At 42.3% G+C, this 14,726-nt stretch carries 12 protein-coding genes; 1 reads left to right on the top strand and 11 read right to left on the bottom strand.

The genetic code is table 11. The annotated features are described in order from the left end of the window. Nucleotides 1-4 precede the first annotated feature (4 nt). Genes IGJ25_RS03325 through IGJ25_RS03300 form a run of 6 tightly spaced genes read right to left on the bottom strand, consistent with a single transcriptional unit; the run spans nt 5 to nt 6,094 of the window. Entirely contained in the window at nt 5-1,627 is a 1,623-nt protein-coding gene (locus IGJ25_RS03325; RefSeq protein WP_225000902.1) for a glycoside hydrolase family 43 protein, read from the bottom strand. An 18-nt stretch (nt 1,628-1,645) separates the two neighbouring features. Further along, nucleotides 1,646-2,602: a glycoside hydrolase family 43 protein gene (locus tag IGJ25_RS03320; protein ID WP_086299048.1), complete on the bottom strand. Its 957-nt coding sequence runs from the start codon at nt 2,600-2,602 to the stop codon at nt 1,646-1,648. A gap of 15 nt (nt 2,603-2,617) precedes the next feature. Beyond that, nucleotides 2,618-3,034, bottom strand: a complete 417-nt coding sequence (locus IGJ25_RS03315; RefSeq protein WP_008376104.1) for a hypothetical protein — start codon at nt 3,032-3,034, stop codon at nt 2,618-2,620. An 8-nt stretch (nt 3,035-3,042) separates the two neighbouring features. Continuing rightward, nucleotides 3,043-3,894, bottom strand: a complete 852-nt coding sequence (locus IGJ25_RS03310; RefSeq protein WP_005227285.1) for a carbohydrate ABC transporter permease — start codon at nt 3,892-3,894, stop codon at nt 3,043-3,045. Nucleotides 3,895-3,906: 12 nt separating this feature from the next. Next, nucleotides 3,907-4,797 (bottom strand): carbohydrate ABC transporter permease, encoded by an 891-nt coding sequence (locus IGJ25_RS03305; RefSeq protein WP_438779096.1) that lies wholly within the window; start codon nt 4,795-4,797, stop codon nt 3,907-3,909. Nucleotides 4,798-4,843: 46 nt separating this feature from the next. Next, a complete protein-coding gene (locus IGJ25_RS03300; protein WP_005227283.1) occupies nt 4,844-6,094 on the bottom strand; it encodes an extracellular solute-binding protein in 1,251 nt (416 codons plus the stop codon). Between the two features lie 315 nt (nt 6,095-6,409). On the opposite strand from IGJ25_RS03300, the gene IGJ25_RS03295 reads away from it, so the two are divergent. Then, entirely contained in the window at nt 6,410-7,300 is an 891-nt protein-coding gene (locus IGJ25_RS03295) for an ArsR/SmtB family transcription factor (protein WP_005227282.1), read from the top strand. A 73-nt stretch (nt 7,301-7,373) separates the two neighbouring features. On the opposite strand, the gene IGJ25_RS03290 is transcribed toward IGJ25_RS03295, so the two are convergent. The 5 genes from IGJ25_RS03290 to IGJ25_RS03270 all read right to left on the bottom strand — a co-directional run bounded on the left by IGJ25_RS03290 (nt 7,374) and on the right by IGJ25_RS03270 (nt 14,692). Continuing rightward, entirely contained in the window at nt 7,374-9,197 is a 1,824-nt protein-coding gene (locus tag IGJ25_RS03290) for an APC family permease (protein WP_225000920.1), read from the bottom strand. Between the two features lie 217 nt (nt 9,198-9,414). Continuing rightward, complete coding sequence (locus IGJ25_RS03285; protein ID WP_225000903.1) at nt 9,415-12,120, bottom strand: YhgE/Pip domain-containing protein; 2,706 nt, start codon at nt 12,118-12,120, stop codon at nt 9,415-9,417. Nucleotides 12,121-12,407: 287 nt separating this feature from the next. Continuing rightward, the gene (locus IGJ25_RS03280) at nt 12,408-13,082 is read right to left on the bottom strand and encodes an HAD family hydrolase (protein ID WP_225000904.1); all 675 of its coding nucleotides are present in this window, start codon (nt 13,080-13,082) and stop codon (nt 12,408-12,410) included. 46 nt (nt 13,083-13,128) lie between these two features. Beyond that, a complete protein-coding gene (gene proC / locus IGJ25_RS03275; RefSeq protein ID WP_010748724.1) occupies nt 13,129-13,929 on the bottom strand; it encodes a pyrroline-5-carboxylate reductase in 801 nt (266 codons plus the stop codon). A 61-nt stretch (nt 13,930-13,990) separates the two neighbouring features. After that, nucleotides 13,991-14,692 carry a GntR family transcriptional regulator gene (locus IGJ25_RS03270; RefSeq protein ID WP_005232219.1) on the bottom strand — a complete coding sequence of 234 codons (702 nt, stop codon included), beginning with the start codon at nt 14,690-14,692 and terminating at the stop codon, nt 13,991-13,993. Nucleotides 14,693-14,726: the final 34 nt, after the last annotated feature.

Genomic DNA, 14,726 nt, shown 5'->3' with positions numbered 1-14,726 from the left:
ACTCCTATTCTTTGATTCCCCAAATGGATTCATTATTATCGCCAATCGTTGAAAACGTTAATTTTTGCTGCTCAAATTCTGTTATTTCCTGACTTAATAAGATACCTTTGAAGGTCGCTTCTTCAAAAGTCAATGCCAAGTATCCCGCATCGTACGTCCAAGTTCCGGTCAAGTCACCAGTAACGCTTCCATCTTTTTGAAGCTCGATCGTCTGCGTTTTTAGCATGGTCGTTCCATTGTCGGTACCATGGTTAATGATTTCATAGCGCCCGATAATGTCATCTTCTGACAAAGCATCTGCTACTTGTTCATTGCCTCGATACTCGTAGGGTGCTGGAACTGGCCAGCCCTCCTCATTCATATACATTCTGTTGACCCGCACTTCATGGGCTTCGGTTCCATTGTTAAAGCGCGTATGGTACACCAAGGACCACTGACCATTCTCATCGATGATCGCCGAATTGTGTCCCGCTGCTCGATACCCCATTTGTTGAAACGAGAATTGGTAGTTGCCAATCAATTTGATGCCGTAGTTTGAATTTTGGTCCCCTTGTTCGAAGATTGGGCTATTTCCTTGGGCATCAAGGTAAGGTCCTTCTGGTTTTTCAGCGCGAAATAGTCGCATATTGTAACCACCTTTTGCTGCTAAACCACCATAAGTGACGAATAGGTAATAATAATCGGTTTCCTCATCATAAACAATATAGGGACCCTCTCCTGATTGATGATAGCCGCCAAAAAGCTTGATCCCGAAATAGCGATCAATGATACGCCCATCTTCCGTCGTGCTATCTTTCCCAGGATACATTGGTTTTCCAGTGGCTGGATCAACTTCCAATAAAAAGATACCGCCAGACCAAGAACCATAGGTCATCCATAGTTTCCCTTCTTCATCATAAAACAACGCTGGATCAATGGCATTTGGCGCATAATCGGTGTTATACGTCAGACCATCTTCGATCGCCCAGTTTTCACTGAACCCACTGATTTTCCCCTCTTTGATCAATTTCGCCAAATGGGTATTTTGATAGTTGGTATTGCGTTCACTACCATCTGTCGAATCTTTTTCTGTAAAGCCAGAATAGATCACGGTATCCGCATAGCTATAGGGTCCTTCGATTGTTTTAGCTACGGCCAATCCAATCGCTGAACGCCGCCAAGTAGAACTAGCTGAGTAGTAGAGCATATAGGCTCCTTTGTCTCCATTTGACCATTCATAATCAGCATTCCAAATGACATCTGGTGCCCAAAGGCTGTAACCACCTTGTGAATCGGCATCATCGTAGCCTGCCCATTCAAAAGTCTCAGCTAGATTTTCTTTTGTGTTACCATAGATCATATTGTCTTCCATTGATTCATATTCGTGAGTGAAAGGTACTTCCCAAGTTTGTAAATCTTCTGTTTTCGCTTGGGCGAGATGCGAACCAAATACGTAAAACAGCTCTTGGTCACCAACATGAATAGAAGTAATCGATGGGTCATGAATCGACACTCGATTTTTTGTCGTTGTTTCCCACTCCTTTTGTGAAAGTTGCTCAGCAGCATCTCCTGTTTGACAGCCAGCAAGAAATAAACTAGTAAAAAAAACGGACATGGTTAAACAGAGCATTTTTCTTTTTGTATTCATTTTTTCCCTCTCTTTTATCTATCCTTTGACTACACCGGGTTCGCCAAAATCAGGCAATCCATTTTTCTTCCAAGTAAACGGTTGGACGTACGCATGTCGATTGGGATTTTCTAAAGGATTACTGTAATCATTTTTTTCTGGTCTTGCATGATACACTAAGATATCTTGTTTCCCCTCCTCATCGACTGTAAAGGAGTTATGTCCTGGTCCGTATAGGGAATTTTGTTCAGAACTTGAAAAGACTGGTTCCTTCAACTTATGCCAAGAATACCCATTCAATAGATCACTATCCTCATCTGCCCACAACAGTCCCATCGCGTAGTTTTCATCCGTCGCACTGGCTGAATAAGTAATGATCACTTTTCCATTTCTAATCAAAGCAGCTGGAGCTTCGTTCACTTTGAAGCCGATTTTTTCCCATTCATAATAAGGAATGCTCAGCAGAATCTGCTTTCCTTTCAATGTCCAAGGATTTTCCATCTCTGATAAATAAAGATTGGAATTGCCTGGAATGTTTGGATCTGCTTGTGCCCAGACATAATACAATCGGTTCCTGTGTTCAAATACCGTAGCATCTAAACTGAAACTCTCAAATTGCGTCTCGATCTGTCCTTTTTCTACCCACTCGCCTGCAAAGGGATCTTCATTCGCATTTTCGATCGCAAACATCCGATGATGATGCTGATCATTTCTGACTTCTCCATGATCTGCAGCAGCAAAATAGATGTACCATTTTCCTTGAATAAAATGAATCTCTGGTGCCCAGATCAGCTCACTCATGGGACCTTCGGCATGAGCCGTCCAGATGACTTTCACTTCACTGTCAGCCAGACCTTTCAAGGTTTTCGCACGCCTTAATTCGATTTCCTGATACCCTGGTTTTGATCCAGTGAAGTAATAATATCCATCGGTATGCTTGTATATCCATGGGTCTGCACGTTCTAATACAATCGGTTCCAAATAATTTTCTGCCATAAATTCTACACCTTCTTAAAAAATTCCATTTTCCGTTTTTAGTATTTTTATTGCTTTGTTTTTAGACATATACATCGTCGTAGCTAGTAAATAGAGGACGACACCGATCACATCATAGATGATCAAATGAATGATGACACAGGCGATCATCCAACGTATCGTTCCTTTGTTTATTTGTTTGTCTCGCATATTCTTCGCGTTGATCCAACTGATAACGCCCATCAAAATCGTCGCTAACGCAACGATCATAACTACCTTCGATATCATTCCTACCAGACTTGACTGCAAGTATTCATACTGATTTTGATTTTGAAATGCTGCGATCCCTTGTTCTTCAAACCAAGGATAATACCCAAACATCGTTACAAGACCAATACAGACATCCCAGACCGCACTGGCACGTAGTAAATTTCTTTCCAATTTTCGATTCATGATCTTCACTATCCTTTTATTCCTGCATTTAAGTTCATAGATTCAATGAAGTATTTTTGAGCAAATAGAAACAGCATGACGGTGGGAATGATCGCAATCAATGCCGAGCCCATCAATTGACCAATCATTCGGTAGTTGCCATAAATGTCTTGTAGTAATAGCAAACCGGCTGTGATCGGCATTTTACTAACATCCGTATACACGATCACTGGCCACAAGAAATCATTCCATGAACCTGTGAAAGAAAAGAGGCCTGCAACGATCAACACAGGTTTGATCAAAGGAACGATGATCTCTGCAAAAATTGTAAATTCATCTGCACCATCCATTCGTGCTGACTCGTCAAATTCAAGCGGGATACCTTTCATAAACTGTCGCACAAGAAAGATATTTCCCATCCCTGCTAAGCCTGGAATGATCATGGCAAGAGAAGAGTTGACCCAGCCGAAGGTTTCAATGATTTTGTAAGACGGAATCAAATTCACTACACCGGGAAACATCGAGATCCCCATCAAAAGATAAAAGATACGATCACGGTATTTAAACCGCATTCTGCCATAGCCATAAGCAGTCACTGAAACAACGATCACAACTAAAACAGTGTGCGTGACTGCGATAAACATTGAATTCCATAACCACTGCATTATTGGTGCAGTAGACGTATTAGTCAAAATCGCTACATAGTTATCTAATATCCAGTTTACGGGTAATAAACGAAACCCAGTGGAGACGATTTCGGTTTGAGAACGAAAAGAAGTGGCGAAGCTAAAAATCAATGGAATAACCCAGATGATACATAAAACGATCAGAAACAAATATGCGATGACCATACTAGGTATATGTTTCTTTTGTGTATTCATTTTTTTGCCCCCTTAAGTATTGCTTCTATCTAAAAGAAAATATTGAAATACGGACACGCACATAATGATCAATCCTAAGATGACTGCCATTGCCGAAGCCATTCCTGCAATTGATTCTCCTTGACTAAAAGCCAGTGAGCGGATATACATCATCAATACAGTCGTGCTTTGGTTTGGACCTCCACCTGTCATCATCAAAGGCTGTGCAAAGACATTAAATGCTCCAGCAGTTGTCATCACGATCGTATATAACAGTGGAAAGCGAATAGATGGCAAGGTCACATTCAAGAATTTTTGGAATGCTCCCGCTCCGTCGATCTCTGCCGCTTCATAAAGGTCTTCATTGACACCTGCTAAAGCTGAACGATAAATGATCATGTTACCACCGATCGCTCCCCAAATGCTGACAACAAAAATTAAGATCCATGCATAGGGTTGTCGCGAAGCCCAAGAGAAATCGAACCCAAAAATATTATTGACGGCACCTAATCGAGAGTGGAAAATCAATGACCAAATCAAAGAACCTGCTGAAACAGAGATAAGACCTGGAATATATAGAATTGCTTGAAAAAGTCCTTTCAGCTTCACTTTTTTATGTTGCAATGCAGCTGCAATCATCAGTGGAATGATGATTTGTAACGGCACCATGATCAAAACGAAAATAAAGGTATTTTTCAAACCATTCCAAAATTGGGTATAGAACGTCGAGGAACTATCAAACAATAATGTTTTATAGTTGTTAAAACCGACCCAGACTGGATCAGAGATCAAATTCCATTGCGTAAATGAAACATAAATACCATAGATCGTTGGAATACATACAAAAATAATAAAGAGTACCATGTGTGGTCCAATGAATGCGATCGATGCCCAGTTAATGCTCTTTTTTTTCATTCCTTTCATTCCCTTCTAAAAATTGGAAAAGGGGATAGAATTATCCCCCCTTCACTTATCTAGCTACTTCTGCAATCTTATCTTCGACATATTGTTGCATCGTTTCTAATCCTTCATCCATATCTAATTCACCGTAAGCGATATCTGTACTATAAACATCTAATGCTTCTAAGACATAAGAGAAATAAACGTAGTCAAAGATGTAAAGTGTTTCTTCTTCCTCTGGTGTAGAAGTAAAGAATGATTGTGGGTATTGTTGGTAATCATCACTTTCTAAAATATCTTTACTTGCAACGATTTGACCGGCTTTTGCCCATTCGATCGAGTTTGTACGAACGAATTCTAAAAATTGTGCGATTACTTCTTCTTTTTCTTCTGTTCTGCTTTCACTCTTCAACATGCCAAACATATGAGAAGCTGCTCGGTTGGTTGCGATGTCATCTGAAGTCGAATAAATATTTGTTACGCCCCAATTCAAGCCCTCAACCGCATCATGAGCGGTAGAAGTCCAAGTACCATCTGTTGATAAGAGTACGTTTCCGCCTTGGAACATCAAATACCCATCTTCTCCATAGGGTGTCATCAGGCCTGCATCTGTTAACGCTTTAATTCTTTCTAACGCTTCTTTCATTTCTGGCGTATTCACCGTCGGGTTCCCAGCATCGTCAGAAATCGCGCCGCCTAAGTTACGGATTTGCGCTAAGATAACCCAAGAAAGTAACGCATTATTTACGACATAATCGCCTTCTTCCATCTGCCCTGCTAATGACATCATTTCATCAAACGTCACGATGTTATCGTCTAACCAAGAAGTGACATTGTATTTTTCTAAAAGATCTTGATTGTAATACATGGCACTGGCATGAATATCTAATGGGATCGTATATTGAGTATCGCCGATTTTCCCTGCATTCCACGCCGTATCTAAATAATTGCTTTCTTCTAACTCAGGTTGATAAGAAACCAGACGATCAACCGGATCAATAATATCGGAATTGACAAATTCCTCTACTTTATAAGAATGCATCAAAGTCAAATCTGGAATCCCACTTTTAGAACTTACAACCGTACTTAATTTAGTGTACATATCAGACGTGATCACATGATTGATTGTATAATCGGAACCTGATTGTTCATTGAATTCATTTACGATCTGATCCATATAAGCGCCATCATCACCAGTAAGGGGTGACCAAAAATTAATCGTGTATTTTTCTTTTTCCGCTGCCTGATAACGATTAAAACCAATAAGGGCAACTGCAACGACTGCAACTAAAGCACCAATAATAATAAGTTTCTTCTTCATGTTTTTCCCTCTTTCATAGAAATTGAATTTTGGTCTTTGAAGCCGAACACGCCTATCCTCCTTCTCTTATTTGCTATCCCAGCATTTATAATTGCATTATTCATTTCTAGCGTTTGCAAACACTTTCAATTTACAAATAAATCATAACTTGATTTGTAATCGCTGTCAACAATATTTTGATTAATTTATTTAGGATAATATCTATATTAATTAATAAATATATTAATAACTAGCGAAATAAACAACGCTATTTACACAAATTAGCAAATATGTTAACATTCAAGTAAATCAAACAGTTTAAGCGGAGGTGACACGATGCAATTAGAAATCAATCAAGAAGCATTGCCTGTCTATGAGGCACTTGCCAGTAACGTGCGAATCAAAATCATTCAATTGCTGGCTAAAAACAAGATGAATGTCAAAGAGTTGGCACAGGAGTTGGGCTTAAGCAGCGCTATCATTACGATGCACATCAAAAAATTAGAAGAAGCCAAAATCATCAAAACAGAGCGTGTGGGACAAAAAAAGATTTCCAGTTTGAGAGTGGATCATATCGATATCAACTTTCCTGAGAAAATCTTTAATGCCTTTGATACGAAAGAAACGGCGATACCGATCGGTCATTATACAAATTATTCGGTAGAACCAACGTGCGGGCTTGCTACTTCAGCTGATTTTGTGGGAATGGTGGATGAACCGAAGTTTTTCATGGATCCCCGACGAATGGATGCCCGCATCTTGTGGTTTACGAAAGGATTTGTTGAATACCAATCGCCAAACTTCTTAGCAAGAGAAGAAAAACTTGAAATGATGGAGATTTCAATGGAAGTTTCGTCTGAATTTCCTTTTTCCAATAACAACTGGCCGTCAGACATCACCTTCAGCTTAAATGGTGTGGAGCTTGGTACATGGACTAGCCCAGGGGATTTTGCAGATATTCGCGGCAAGTATACACCGGATTGGTATCCAGACAATCTCAATCAGTACGGGTTATTGAAGACGATCCGCATCATGGATCACGGAACCTACATGGAAGGTGTTCCTCTTTCCGACATTACGATCAAGGATATACCTGCCTACGAAGATACGTGGCACTTAAAAGTGGAAGTCAAAGAAGATGCCGAGCATGTCGGCGGTTGTACCCTCTTTGGCAAGGGGTTTGGGAATTACGATCAGGATATCAAACTGAAAATGTTTTATAGCTAAAAAAAAAACGCTAGTCTTAGCGGCTGACCCAAACATTTCTTTTGGGAATCAGGTCGCTAAACTAGCGTTTTTGTTATTTCTTCAAATGGTAACTGTACGTACTTACAATGATGTTCTCACGCCAAGAGAGTCTGAAACGCAAGCGCAGGCTTGTTTGGTTGTGCAAAATATTTTGCCAGCGACGTCTTGGGACAAACTGTGGAATGATGACGGTCGTTGTGTAATTGTGTTTGGCTGCATTGCGGCTGACTAGATCCACATAACGCAAGATGGGATTTTCAATCGAACGATACGAAGAATGAACGACGGAGAAACGCACGTCTGGGAATTTTTGCTTAAATTCTTGTTCGATCTCTTTTTCTTTCTTCACATCTTCATCCAACGAGACGTGCATCGCCACGACATAATCACCAATCGATTGGGCATAGTTCAATGCGCCGATATTTACTCGGGTAACATTTCCGACGAGAACGATCACGGTATTTCCTTCATAGACATGCAGTGCTTCTTGTTTTTCCAATCGCAGCTGTTCTGCGACTTTTTTATAATGATCATGGATCTTGTAAAAGATATACAAGAGGATCGGCATGATAATGAAAAATGGCCAAATATCGCCTAAGCGATACACGAACAAGATGGCAATGATCGCAAAAGAAATCAAAGCCCCAATGATGTTGGCGATCGATTTAAAGAACCAGCCTTTGCCTTCTTTTTTCCATTTGACGACCATTCCGCTTTGGGATAGTGCAAAAGGAATGAATACCCCGATGGAATACAACGGAATCAAACGCTCGGTCGATCCTTGGAAGATAAACAATAGGACGATGGAACCAGCAGCTAAGGTGATGATCCCGTTTGAGTAGCCGAGACGATCCCCACGGTCTTGATACATGTGTGGCATATATTTGTCTTTGGCTAAGTTATACGCCAACACGGGGAAGGCGGAAAATCCAGTATTTGCGGCAACTGCTAAAATCAGCGCTGTGGCAAATTGCAAAACGTAGTACATAAACCCATGACCAAAAACAGCAGAGCCGATTTGAGATAGGACGGTCACTTCTGCTTCTGGTACGATACCGTACCAATAGTTGATAAAAGTGATACCGACGAAGAAGAACCCTAAGATCGCAGCCATGATCGTCAAGGTCGCAGCTGCATTTTTCGCCCGTGGTTTTTTGAAAAATGGCACCGCGTTACTGATCGCTTCGACCCCCGTCAAAGAAGAGGAACCTGATGAGAAAGCCCGTAAGATCAAGGCTACGGATACCCCAGGCACCACAGCTCCCGGCAGTGCGGTTGCATTCAACGGTTGCGCACCAGTTACGATGTTGTACAAGCCGGCCACGATTAAGACTGTGATCACTGCGATAAAGGTGTAGACTGGAATCATTAAGAAGCTAGCTGATTCTCGCAGCCCTCGCAGATTCATCATCATGATCAAGAGTACGATCACGACAGAAATGGCCACTTGATGGCCGAACAACGCTGGCACAGCAGAAGTGATGGCTTCCGCCCCTGCTGAGACGGATACTGCTACTGTCAGCATATAATCGATCAACAGTGAGCCGCCGGCAATCAGGCCCGCATTTTTCCCTAAATTTTCACTACTTACTACATACGCCCCACCACCGTGAGGGTATGCATGAATGATCTGACGGTAAGACAAGGTCAATGAAATCAAAAGAATAATAACAAAAGCAGCGATCGGTAATGAATACCAGATAGCAGCAGCGGAAAGTGCCACTAATACGACAACGATCTGCTCTGTCCCATAAGCAATCGAAGACAAAGCATCAGAAGATAGCAACGCAAGGGCCGCCGTCCGGCTCAGTTTTTGTTCATCATTCTCTGCGGATTTCAATGGACGTCCGACCAACAAACGTTTCAAATACTCCACTTTTTCTACACTCCTTTTCATGAAAAAATCCTTCGTTAAACTTGTAACGATATCCTCACAAATATTGAATTATCAAGACTGTATGCTACTCTTGTAACCGCGAAAAGTCAATGAAAATCAGATGAAAAAACGGCCCTTTTTCCCTCTTTTGATTATTAGAAATTTCACGTGATGGCACAAAAGCAGAAAGAACAAATGCTCTTTCTGCTTTTCGATGTTAGTGGAAGAAATGACTTTCTTTTGAAATGTCGCTTAATTTCTTCGTAGAGTTGACTAGATAAGGATACGCGTAGGTACCGACGATCCCAAAGACCAGGAACAAAATCGTTAAAATAACCAATTGTGGTACGGCATTTGGCCAATAGATCCCGCCAGCTGATTCTCTTAACAGATTGACTGCATGGGTAAATGGCAGCAGCGGATTAATGAATTGGAAGAACTTCCCAGAAACTTGGATCGGGTAGTTTCCTCCCCCACCTGAGATGGAGAGAACCAAAATGATTATGGCGATCCCTTTCCCGAGGTTGCCGAACAGTCCTGCCAGTACGTAAACGATCATCATAAAGGCGAGTCCGACGAGTAATGCGAAGAAGACACTGTACACTGGATTGTGGACATCAACGCCTAATAAAAACATATTTCCTAGGGTCACGATCAAACTTTGGGCGACTGCCATCGTCAAGAACGTCAGCATTCGTGCCACAAAGGTTTCACGTTGGGTAAAGCGTTTTTTGTCTTTCTTCTCTAAATGATACTCCGTTGTAGCGACACTTGACAACAATAATGCCCCTACCCACAAACACAATGCGGTATAAAACGGTGTGCTAGCTGAACCATTGTTGGCGATTGGATAGATTTCATTGCTTTTTAATTCCACTGGTTGTTTGAAGAAGTCGGCTTCATCGGTGGCATCAAGTTTCAATAATTTGATGACTTCCCCGAGATCGACTTCATTTTCGCCTGCTCGGATCGCATCAGCGGCTTTGTGGATGCCTGCTTTGATACTTGGCCAATCGTTATTGATCAAATCGACAGCCGCATCCAAGGCTTTTTCAACTTCTGGCAGTTTTTCATCCACCATTGCCATCGTAGAGCTGATTTCTGATTTGATAGTTGGCCAGTCGTTTTGCAAGAAGTTTACGGCCAACCCTAATTTCTCTTCGACAACTGGCAATTCGTTGTTGTATAGGTCGGCTCCTTTGTTGATGGCATTGACGATTTCATCCATGTGACCATTCAGCATCGTATTGGCATCGTGCAATTCTTGCTTGATGGCAGGCAATTCTTTTTGGTATTTTTCCAAAATCGTCACGGCATTGCTGACCACTGATTTGGTGGAAGACAGCAACGAGTCAAAATCGATCTCTTGGGCTTTTTTCAAGACATCTTCGGCGGTGGTGATGGTTTTGATTAGTTTGGTTAGAATGTCGTTGATGGTGGTGGTGATTGAATCAACATTGATGCTGTTCATGAGATTGGCAACGTTTTGAGCAGCTGCGGTAACTTGATCGAGATACGCTTTAATTTCATCAACAGACCCATTTTGAACAAGGTTATTCAATTGCGATAAGCGGTCAGATAAAACACCTAACGTTGTTTTGGCATTGCTTAGTTGTGCAATGATGCCTTCTAGGTCGGCGTTACTACCAGAATTCTGAATATTGGTTAAAAAGGCAATCAAGGAATCCAAGGCGGCTTGTTGTTGTTGGATGTTCTTTTGAAAGTCAGTGATCGTTGCACTGATTGCTTGACGCTCTTCATCCGTTAGTTCATTGTCAGCCAGCGCTTGGCGAATCGTACTTGTTAGACCGGCAGTGGTGGTTGCCACTTGACTGATCGACTGAATCGTCACCTTCACACTGCTAGAAATACTTGGCAGGGCATCTTGCAATTGTTGCGCCCCATCTTTGGTCGCGGTGGCGAAGCTGGCGGCTTGGTCGCCTAGTTGTTCGATCTGTGGTAAAGCGGCTTGCACTTGTTCAATGACTTGCAGTCCTTGCTTGGCGGTGTCGATGCCATCCGTCATAGTGCTGGCAATGTCATCGAAATCATCGTCGATCATCTTCAATTGTTTGCCAGCATTTTGGATCTCTGGGATCTTTTCTTGCAAGGTCAAAATGATGCTGGCTTCTTTCTTCAATGCAGGCAGCTTATCGTTTAAGCCGATCAGTTTTTCCCCCATGGCATCCACTTGTGGGATATAATCGGTGAATTCTTCGGCTTTTGCGATCTTTTCTTTGATTTCTGGAAACTTATCGTGCAAGGTGACGATCTCTTTCGTATAGCCATCGATCGTAGCCAAATTGTCATCGGTGTCTAAGATCATCGATTTGACTTTGTTGATGCTAACTAAGTTGGAATCAATGTCATAGCCGATTTCATTGAAGACTTTTATCAACGTGGAGCTGGCGGTTTCAATAAAGTTTTGTGAGATCTCTTCTTGAAGGCTGCTGGCTCCTTTATCGGTGATTTTTGGTGCGATAGCGTTGATTTTTTGGTTGCTATAATACTCGATGGTCGGTTTTTCGATTTTCCCGCTGGTAAAGCTGATCAGATCATCTGAAAAATCCGCTGGCAGATAAATACCCGCGTAATATTTTCCTGACTTGACCCCTTCTACTAAGTCCTCTTTTGAATCCAAGAAACGCCAGCCCAACTGCTTGTTTTTATGGAGGGTATCGATGACTTCATCACCGATATCGATGTGCTTGTCTTGAAATTCTGCCCCTTTATCCGCACTGTAAACGGCAATCGGCAATTCACTGGTGTTGCCGTATGGGTCCCAGAGGGCTTTGATATTGAACCACGCATAAAGCGAGGGTAAAATCATTAAGGCAATGATCAAAAATGCAGAGATTGGATTGCTGAAAATTCGTTTCCAGTCCAGTTTATATAAATAGAAAACATTCTTTAGTTTATTCATTTTTTCTTCCCCCACTAGTTCTTCGTCGAAGGATAATTTACCATGTTTTTCCCCTGCCGCCAACGGCTAGGATCGACCAAGAAAAGTCCTTTTGACAAATGGACGTTTTTGTCAAAATGAAACCCCTTTACTTTTTGTTTTTTTTCGCTTATTGTTAAACTTTCTTTAACTTTACCATGATGGCGAAAAACACACCACTCATATCCTTTGATCTGTTTTTTTACAGGTCTTTCCTATACAAAAAAAGCTTCCTTTTTCTGCAACGAAAAAGGAAGCTTTTTTAGGTATTATTTCAGTTGATCCTGTGCCAATAACTCATACACATATTTCAATGAGGTAGCTTCGCCATATAACTGAAGTCCGGTCTTCTCTTCTGGGGAGTAGACTTGATCAAAGCTTTGATCGGGAATCAGCACGACATCGATGCCCGCACGCGTCGCGGCTGTTGCTCCCACAAGAGAATCTTCCATGACTAAAGCTTTTTCTGCTGCGACTTGCGCTTTTTCTAAAGTCAGCAAGTACGGTGCTGGATCAGGCTTATGGGCGGAGACATCATCGCCAAAGGTCTGATAGTCAAAGGCCTGCAACAAATCGAAATGCGTCAACAATTCAGAGGCTCTTTTTTTCATCGTCGAGGTGGCTAATGCCGTTTGGAAGCCTTTCTCACGAGCCAAGGCGATGGTTTCTTTCGCATAAGGTTTGGTTTTGAAGGTGCCATCGGTTATTTGCTGGGCAATATAGACTTCCCGTTCTGCTCGTAATTCCTGCACCCGCTGCTGACCGCCTACGAGGTCGGCTAATTTAGTGGCAGTCTGTTGCCAACTTTGACCACGCCAACCAAAAATATCAGCGGCTGTAATCGGAAGCTCATACTTTTTAAATAGCGCCAACCACCCATCAAAATAGACTCTTTCGGTATCGACTAACAATCCATCAAAATCAAAAATCAAAAGTTCTTTCATAAACGCTCCTTCGTTTTGCTAAGATTTTTTCCTCACTCACTGGGGATCAAGACATCTCCCGACTTTTGTCAGCAGCGGCTTGCACTGCTTTGATGACAGCCGCCCGAAAGCCATTTTCCTCTAAGGTTTTGACTGCTTGGATCGTTGTGCCCCCTGGCGAGCTGACACGATCCTTTAAGACACCTGGGTGTTCCTTCGTCTCTAGTACCATCTTCGCTGCGCCTAATACCGCTTGAGCAGCAAATTCATACGCCATCGGACGCGGCATTCCTTCTGCTACTGCTCCATCTGCCAAAGCTTCGATGAACAAATACGTGTAGGCTGGTGAAGAACCGCTGACACCAATGACTGCATCGATCATGCTTTCTGGTACTTGCTCGGCTTTCCCTAGGCTTTCAAAAAGCTGTTTGACTTCGTTGGCTTCGGCTTCCGTCACTTGACCGTTGGGACTGATAGAAGACATCCCTTCCCCCACCAGTGCAGGGGTATTTGGCATGACCCGCACGATTTTGTGCGCACCAATGATTTCTTCCATTTGCGCGATCGTCACGCCCGCGGCAATGGATACTAGCAAATGCTCCTTGGTCAAGCCGTCTTTTAAATCAGCAAGCAAGCGGGGAAAGACAAAAGGTTTGACTGCTAAGACAAGGATCTCTGCTTTTTCGGTGACATCTGCCAGCTTAGTTGTCCCAGTGATCCCGGTTTCTTTTTCTAATTGTGCCAAAGTCGGCTCGTAGCGATGATTATAAACCAAGATCTCTGCTGGTTCATACAGGTTTGCTGCAATCAAGCCGTTGATGATGGCTTTTGCCATGTTACCGGCTCCTAAAAAGGCGATTTTTCTCATAGTTTTCACGCTCCACTTCTGATTTTGGTACCACTTTTTGCTAAAAAAGCCTAATCAATGACTAGGCTTCAAACTCGATCATATACGGATGCAAGGCGGTGTTATAGATCCCTTCTGTATATTCTACCACTTCTCCTTGTAGATCATACGAATAACGGGTTCGTTTCAAGGCAGCGACCTCTGGCGTGATCATAAACTTCTGTTGCTCTTCGGTCAAGGTCGTTGCCACGAACGCATCTTGAAAGCGATCGATGATCATTCGATGTTCATCCAATAGGCGATACAATGATTTTTCTTCAAAGACCTCGATGGAGGTACCCTTTAGCTGCTTTGGCAAATGGTACTCATAGTAAATAAAGGGTTGGTGGTCAAAATAATACATGCGACGTAAACGCATGACTTCTTTGCCCATCAAGGAATACGCTGGGTGTTCAGGCGCAAGTTCAACTAATTCATAGCTGAGGTTTTTCTTCGTGTATTCCTTGCCAGTCTTTTCAAGCAATTGGCTAAACGTCGTGCCTTTTGACAGCTTGTTATAAGGGCGATTGCTTAAAACCGTCGTCCCACGTCCGCTGCGTTTTTCCACATACTCATCTGCCGCTAACAATTCGATGGCTTTGCGGACAGTGATCTTGCTGACATTGAAGGTGGCTTCCAATTCTGTTTCCGTCGGTAAAAATGAACCAATCGGGTAGCGACCCGACATGATGTCTTCTTTGAGCTTATCGGCAACATCACGGTAAAGAATGTGTTTGCGTTTCATTGCTATCTCGCCTTTCTCTCATTGGATTGGTCTT

The sequence above is a fragment of the Enterococcus sp. DIV0240d genome (assembly GCF_051711245.1).
Taxonomy (GTDB): domain Bacteria; phylum Bacillota; class Bacilli; order Lactobacillales; family Enterococcaceae; genus Enterococcus_D; species Enterococcus_D casseliflavus.
Note: the sequence above shows the minus strand (reverse complement) of the source record. Positions and strands in the feature narration are given on the sequence as shown.

Excerpts from the sequence above, each read along its gene's own strand:
- IGJ25_RS03325 (WP_225000902.1), bottom strand. The coding sequence starts at position 1,627 with ATGAATACAAAAAGAAAAATGCTCTGTTTAACCATGTCCGTTTTTTTT.
- IGJ25_RS03320 (WP_086299048.1), bottom strand. The coding sequence starts at position 2,602 with ATGGCAGAAAATTATTTGGAACCGATTGTATTAGAACGTGCAGACCCA.
- IGJ25_RS03315 (WP_008376104.1), bottom strand. The coding sequence starts at position 3,034 with ATGAATCGAAAATTGGAAAGAAATTTACTACGTGCCAGTGCGGTCTGG.
- IGJ25_RS03310 (WP_005227285.1), bottom strand. The coding sequence starts at position 3,894 with ATGAATACACAAAAGAAACATATACCTAGTATGGTCATCGCATATTTG.
- IGJ25_RS03305 (WP_438779096.1), bottom strand. The coding sequence starts at position 4,797 with ATGAAAGGAATGAAAAAAAAGAGCATTAACTGGGCATCGATCGCATTC.
- IGJ25_RS03300 (WP_005227283.1), bottom strand. The coding sequence starts at position 6,094 with ATGAAGAAGAAACTTATTATTATTGGTGCTTTAGTTGCAGTCGTTGCA.
- IGJ25_RS03295 (WP_005227282.1), top strand. The coding sequence starts at position 6,410 with ATGCAATTAGAAATCAATCAAGAAGCATTGCCTGTCTATGAGGCACTT.
- IGJ25_RS03285 (WP_225000903.1), bottom strand. The coding sequence starts at position 12,120 with ATGAATAAACTAAAGAATGTTTTCTATTTATATAAACTGGACTGGAAA.
- IGJ25_RS03280 (WP_225000904.1), bottom strand. The coding sequence starts at position 13,082 with ATGAAAGAACTTTTGATTTTTGATTTTGATGGATTGTTAGTCGATACC.
- proC (WP_010748724.1), bottom strand. The coding sequence starts at position 13,929 with ATGAGAAAAATCGCCTTTTTAGGAGCCGGTAACATGGCAAAAGCCATC.
- IGJ25_RS03270 (WP_005232219.1), bottom strand. The coding sequence starts at position 14,692 with ATGAAACGCAAACACATTCTTTACCGTGATGTTGCCGATAAGCTCAAA.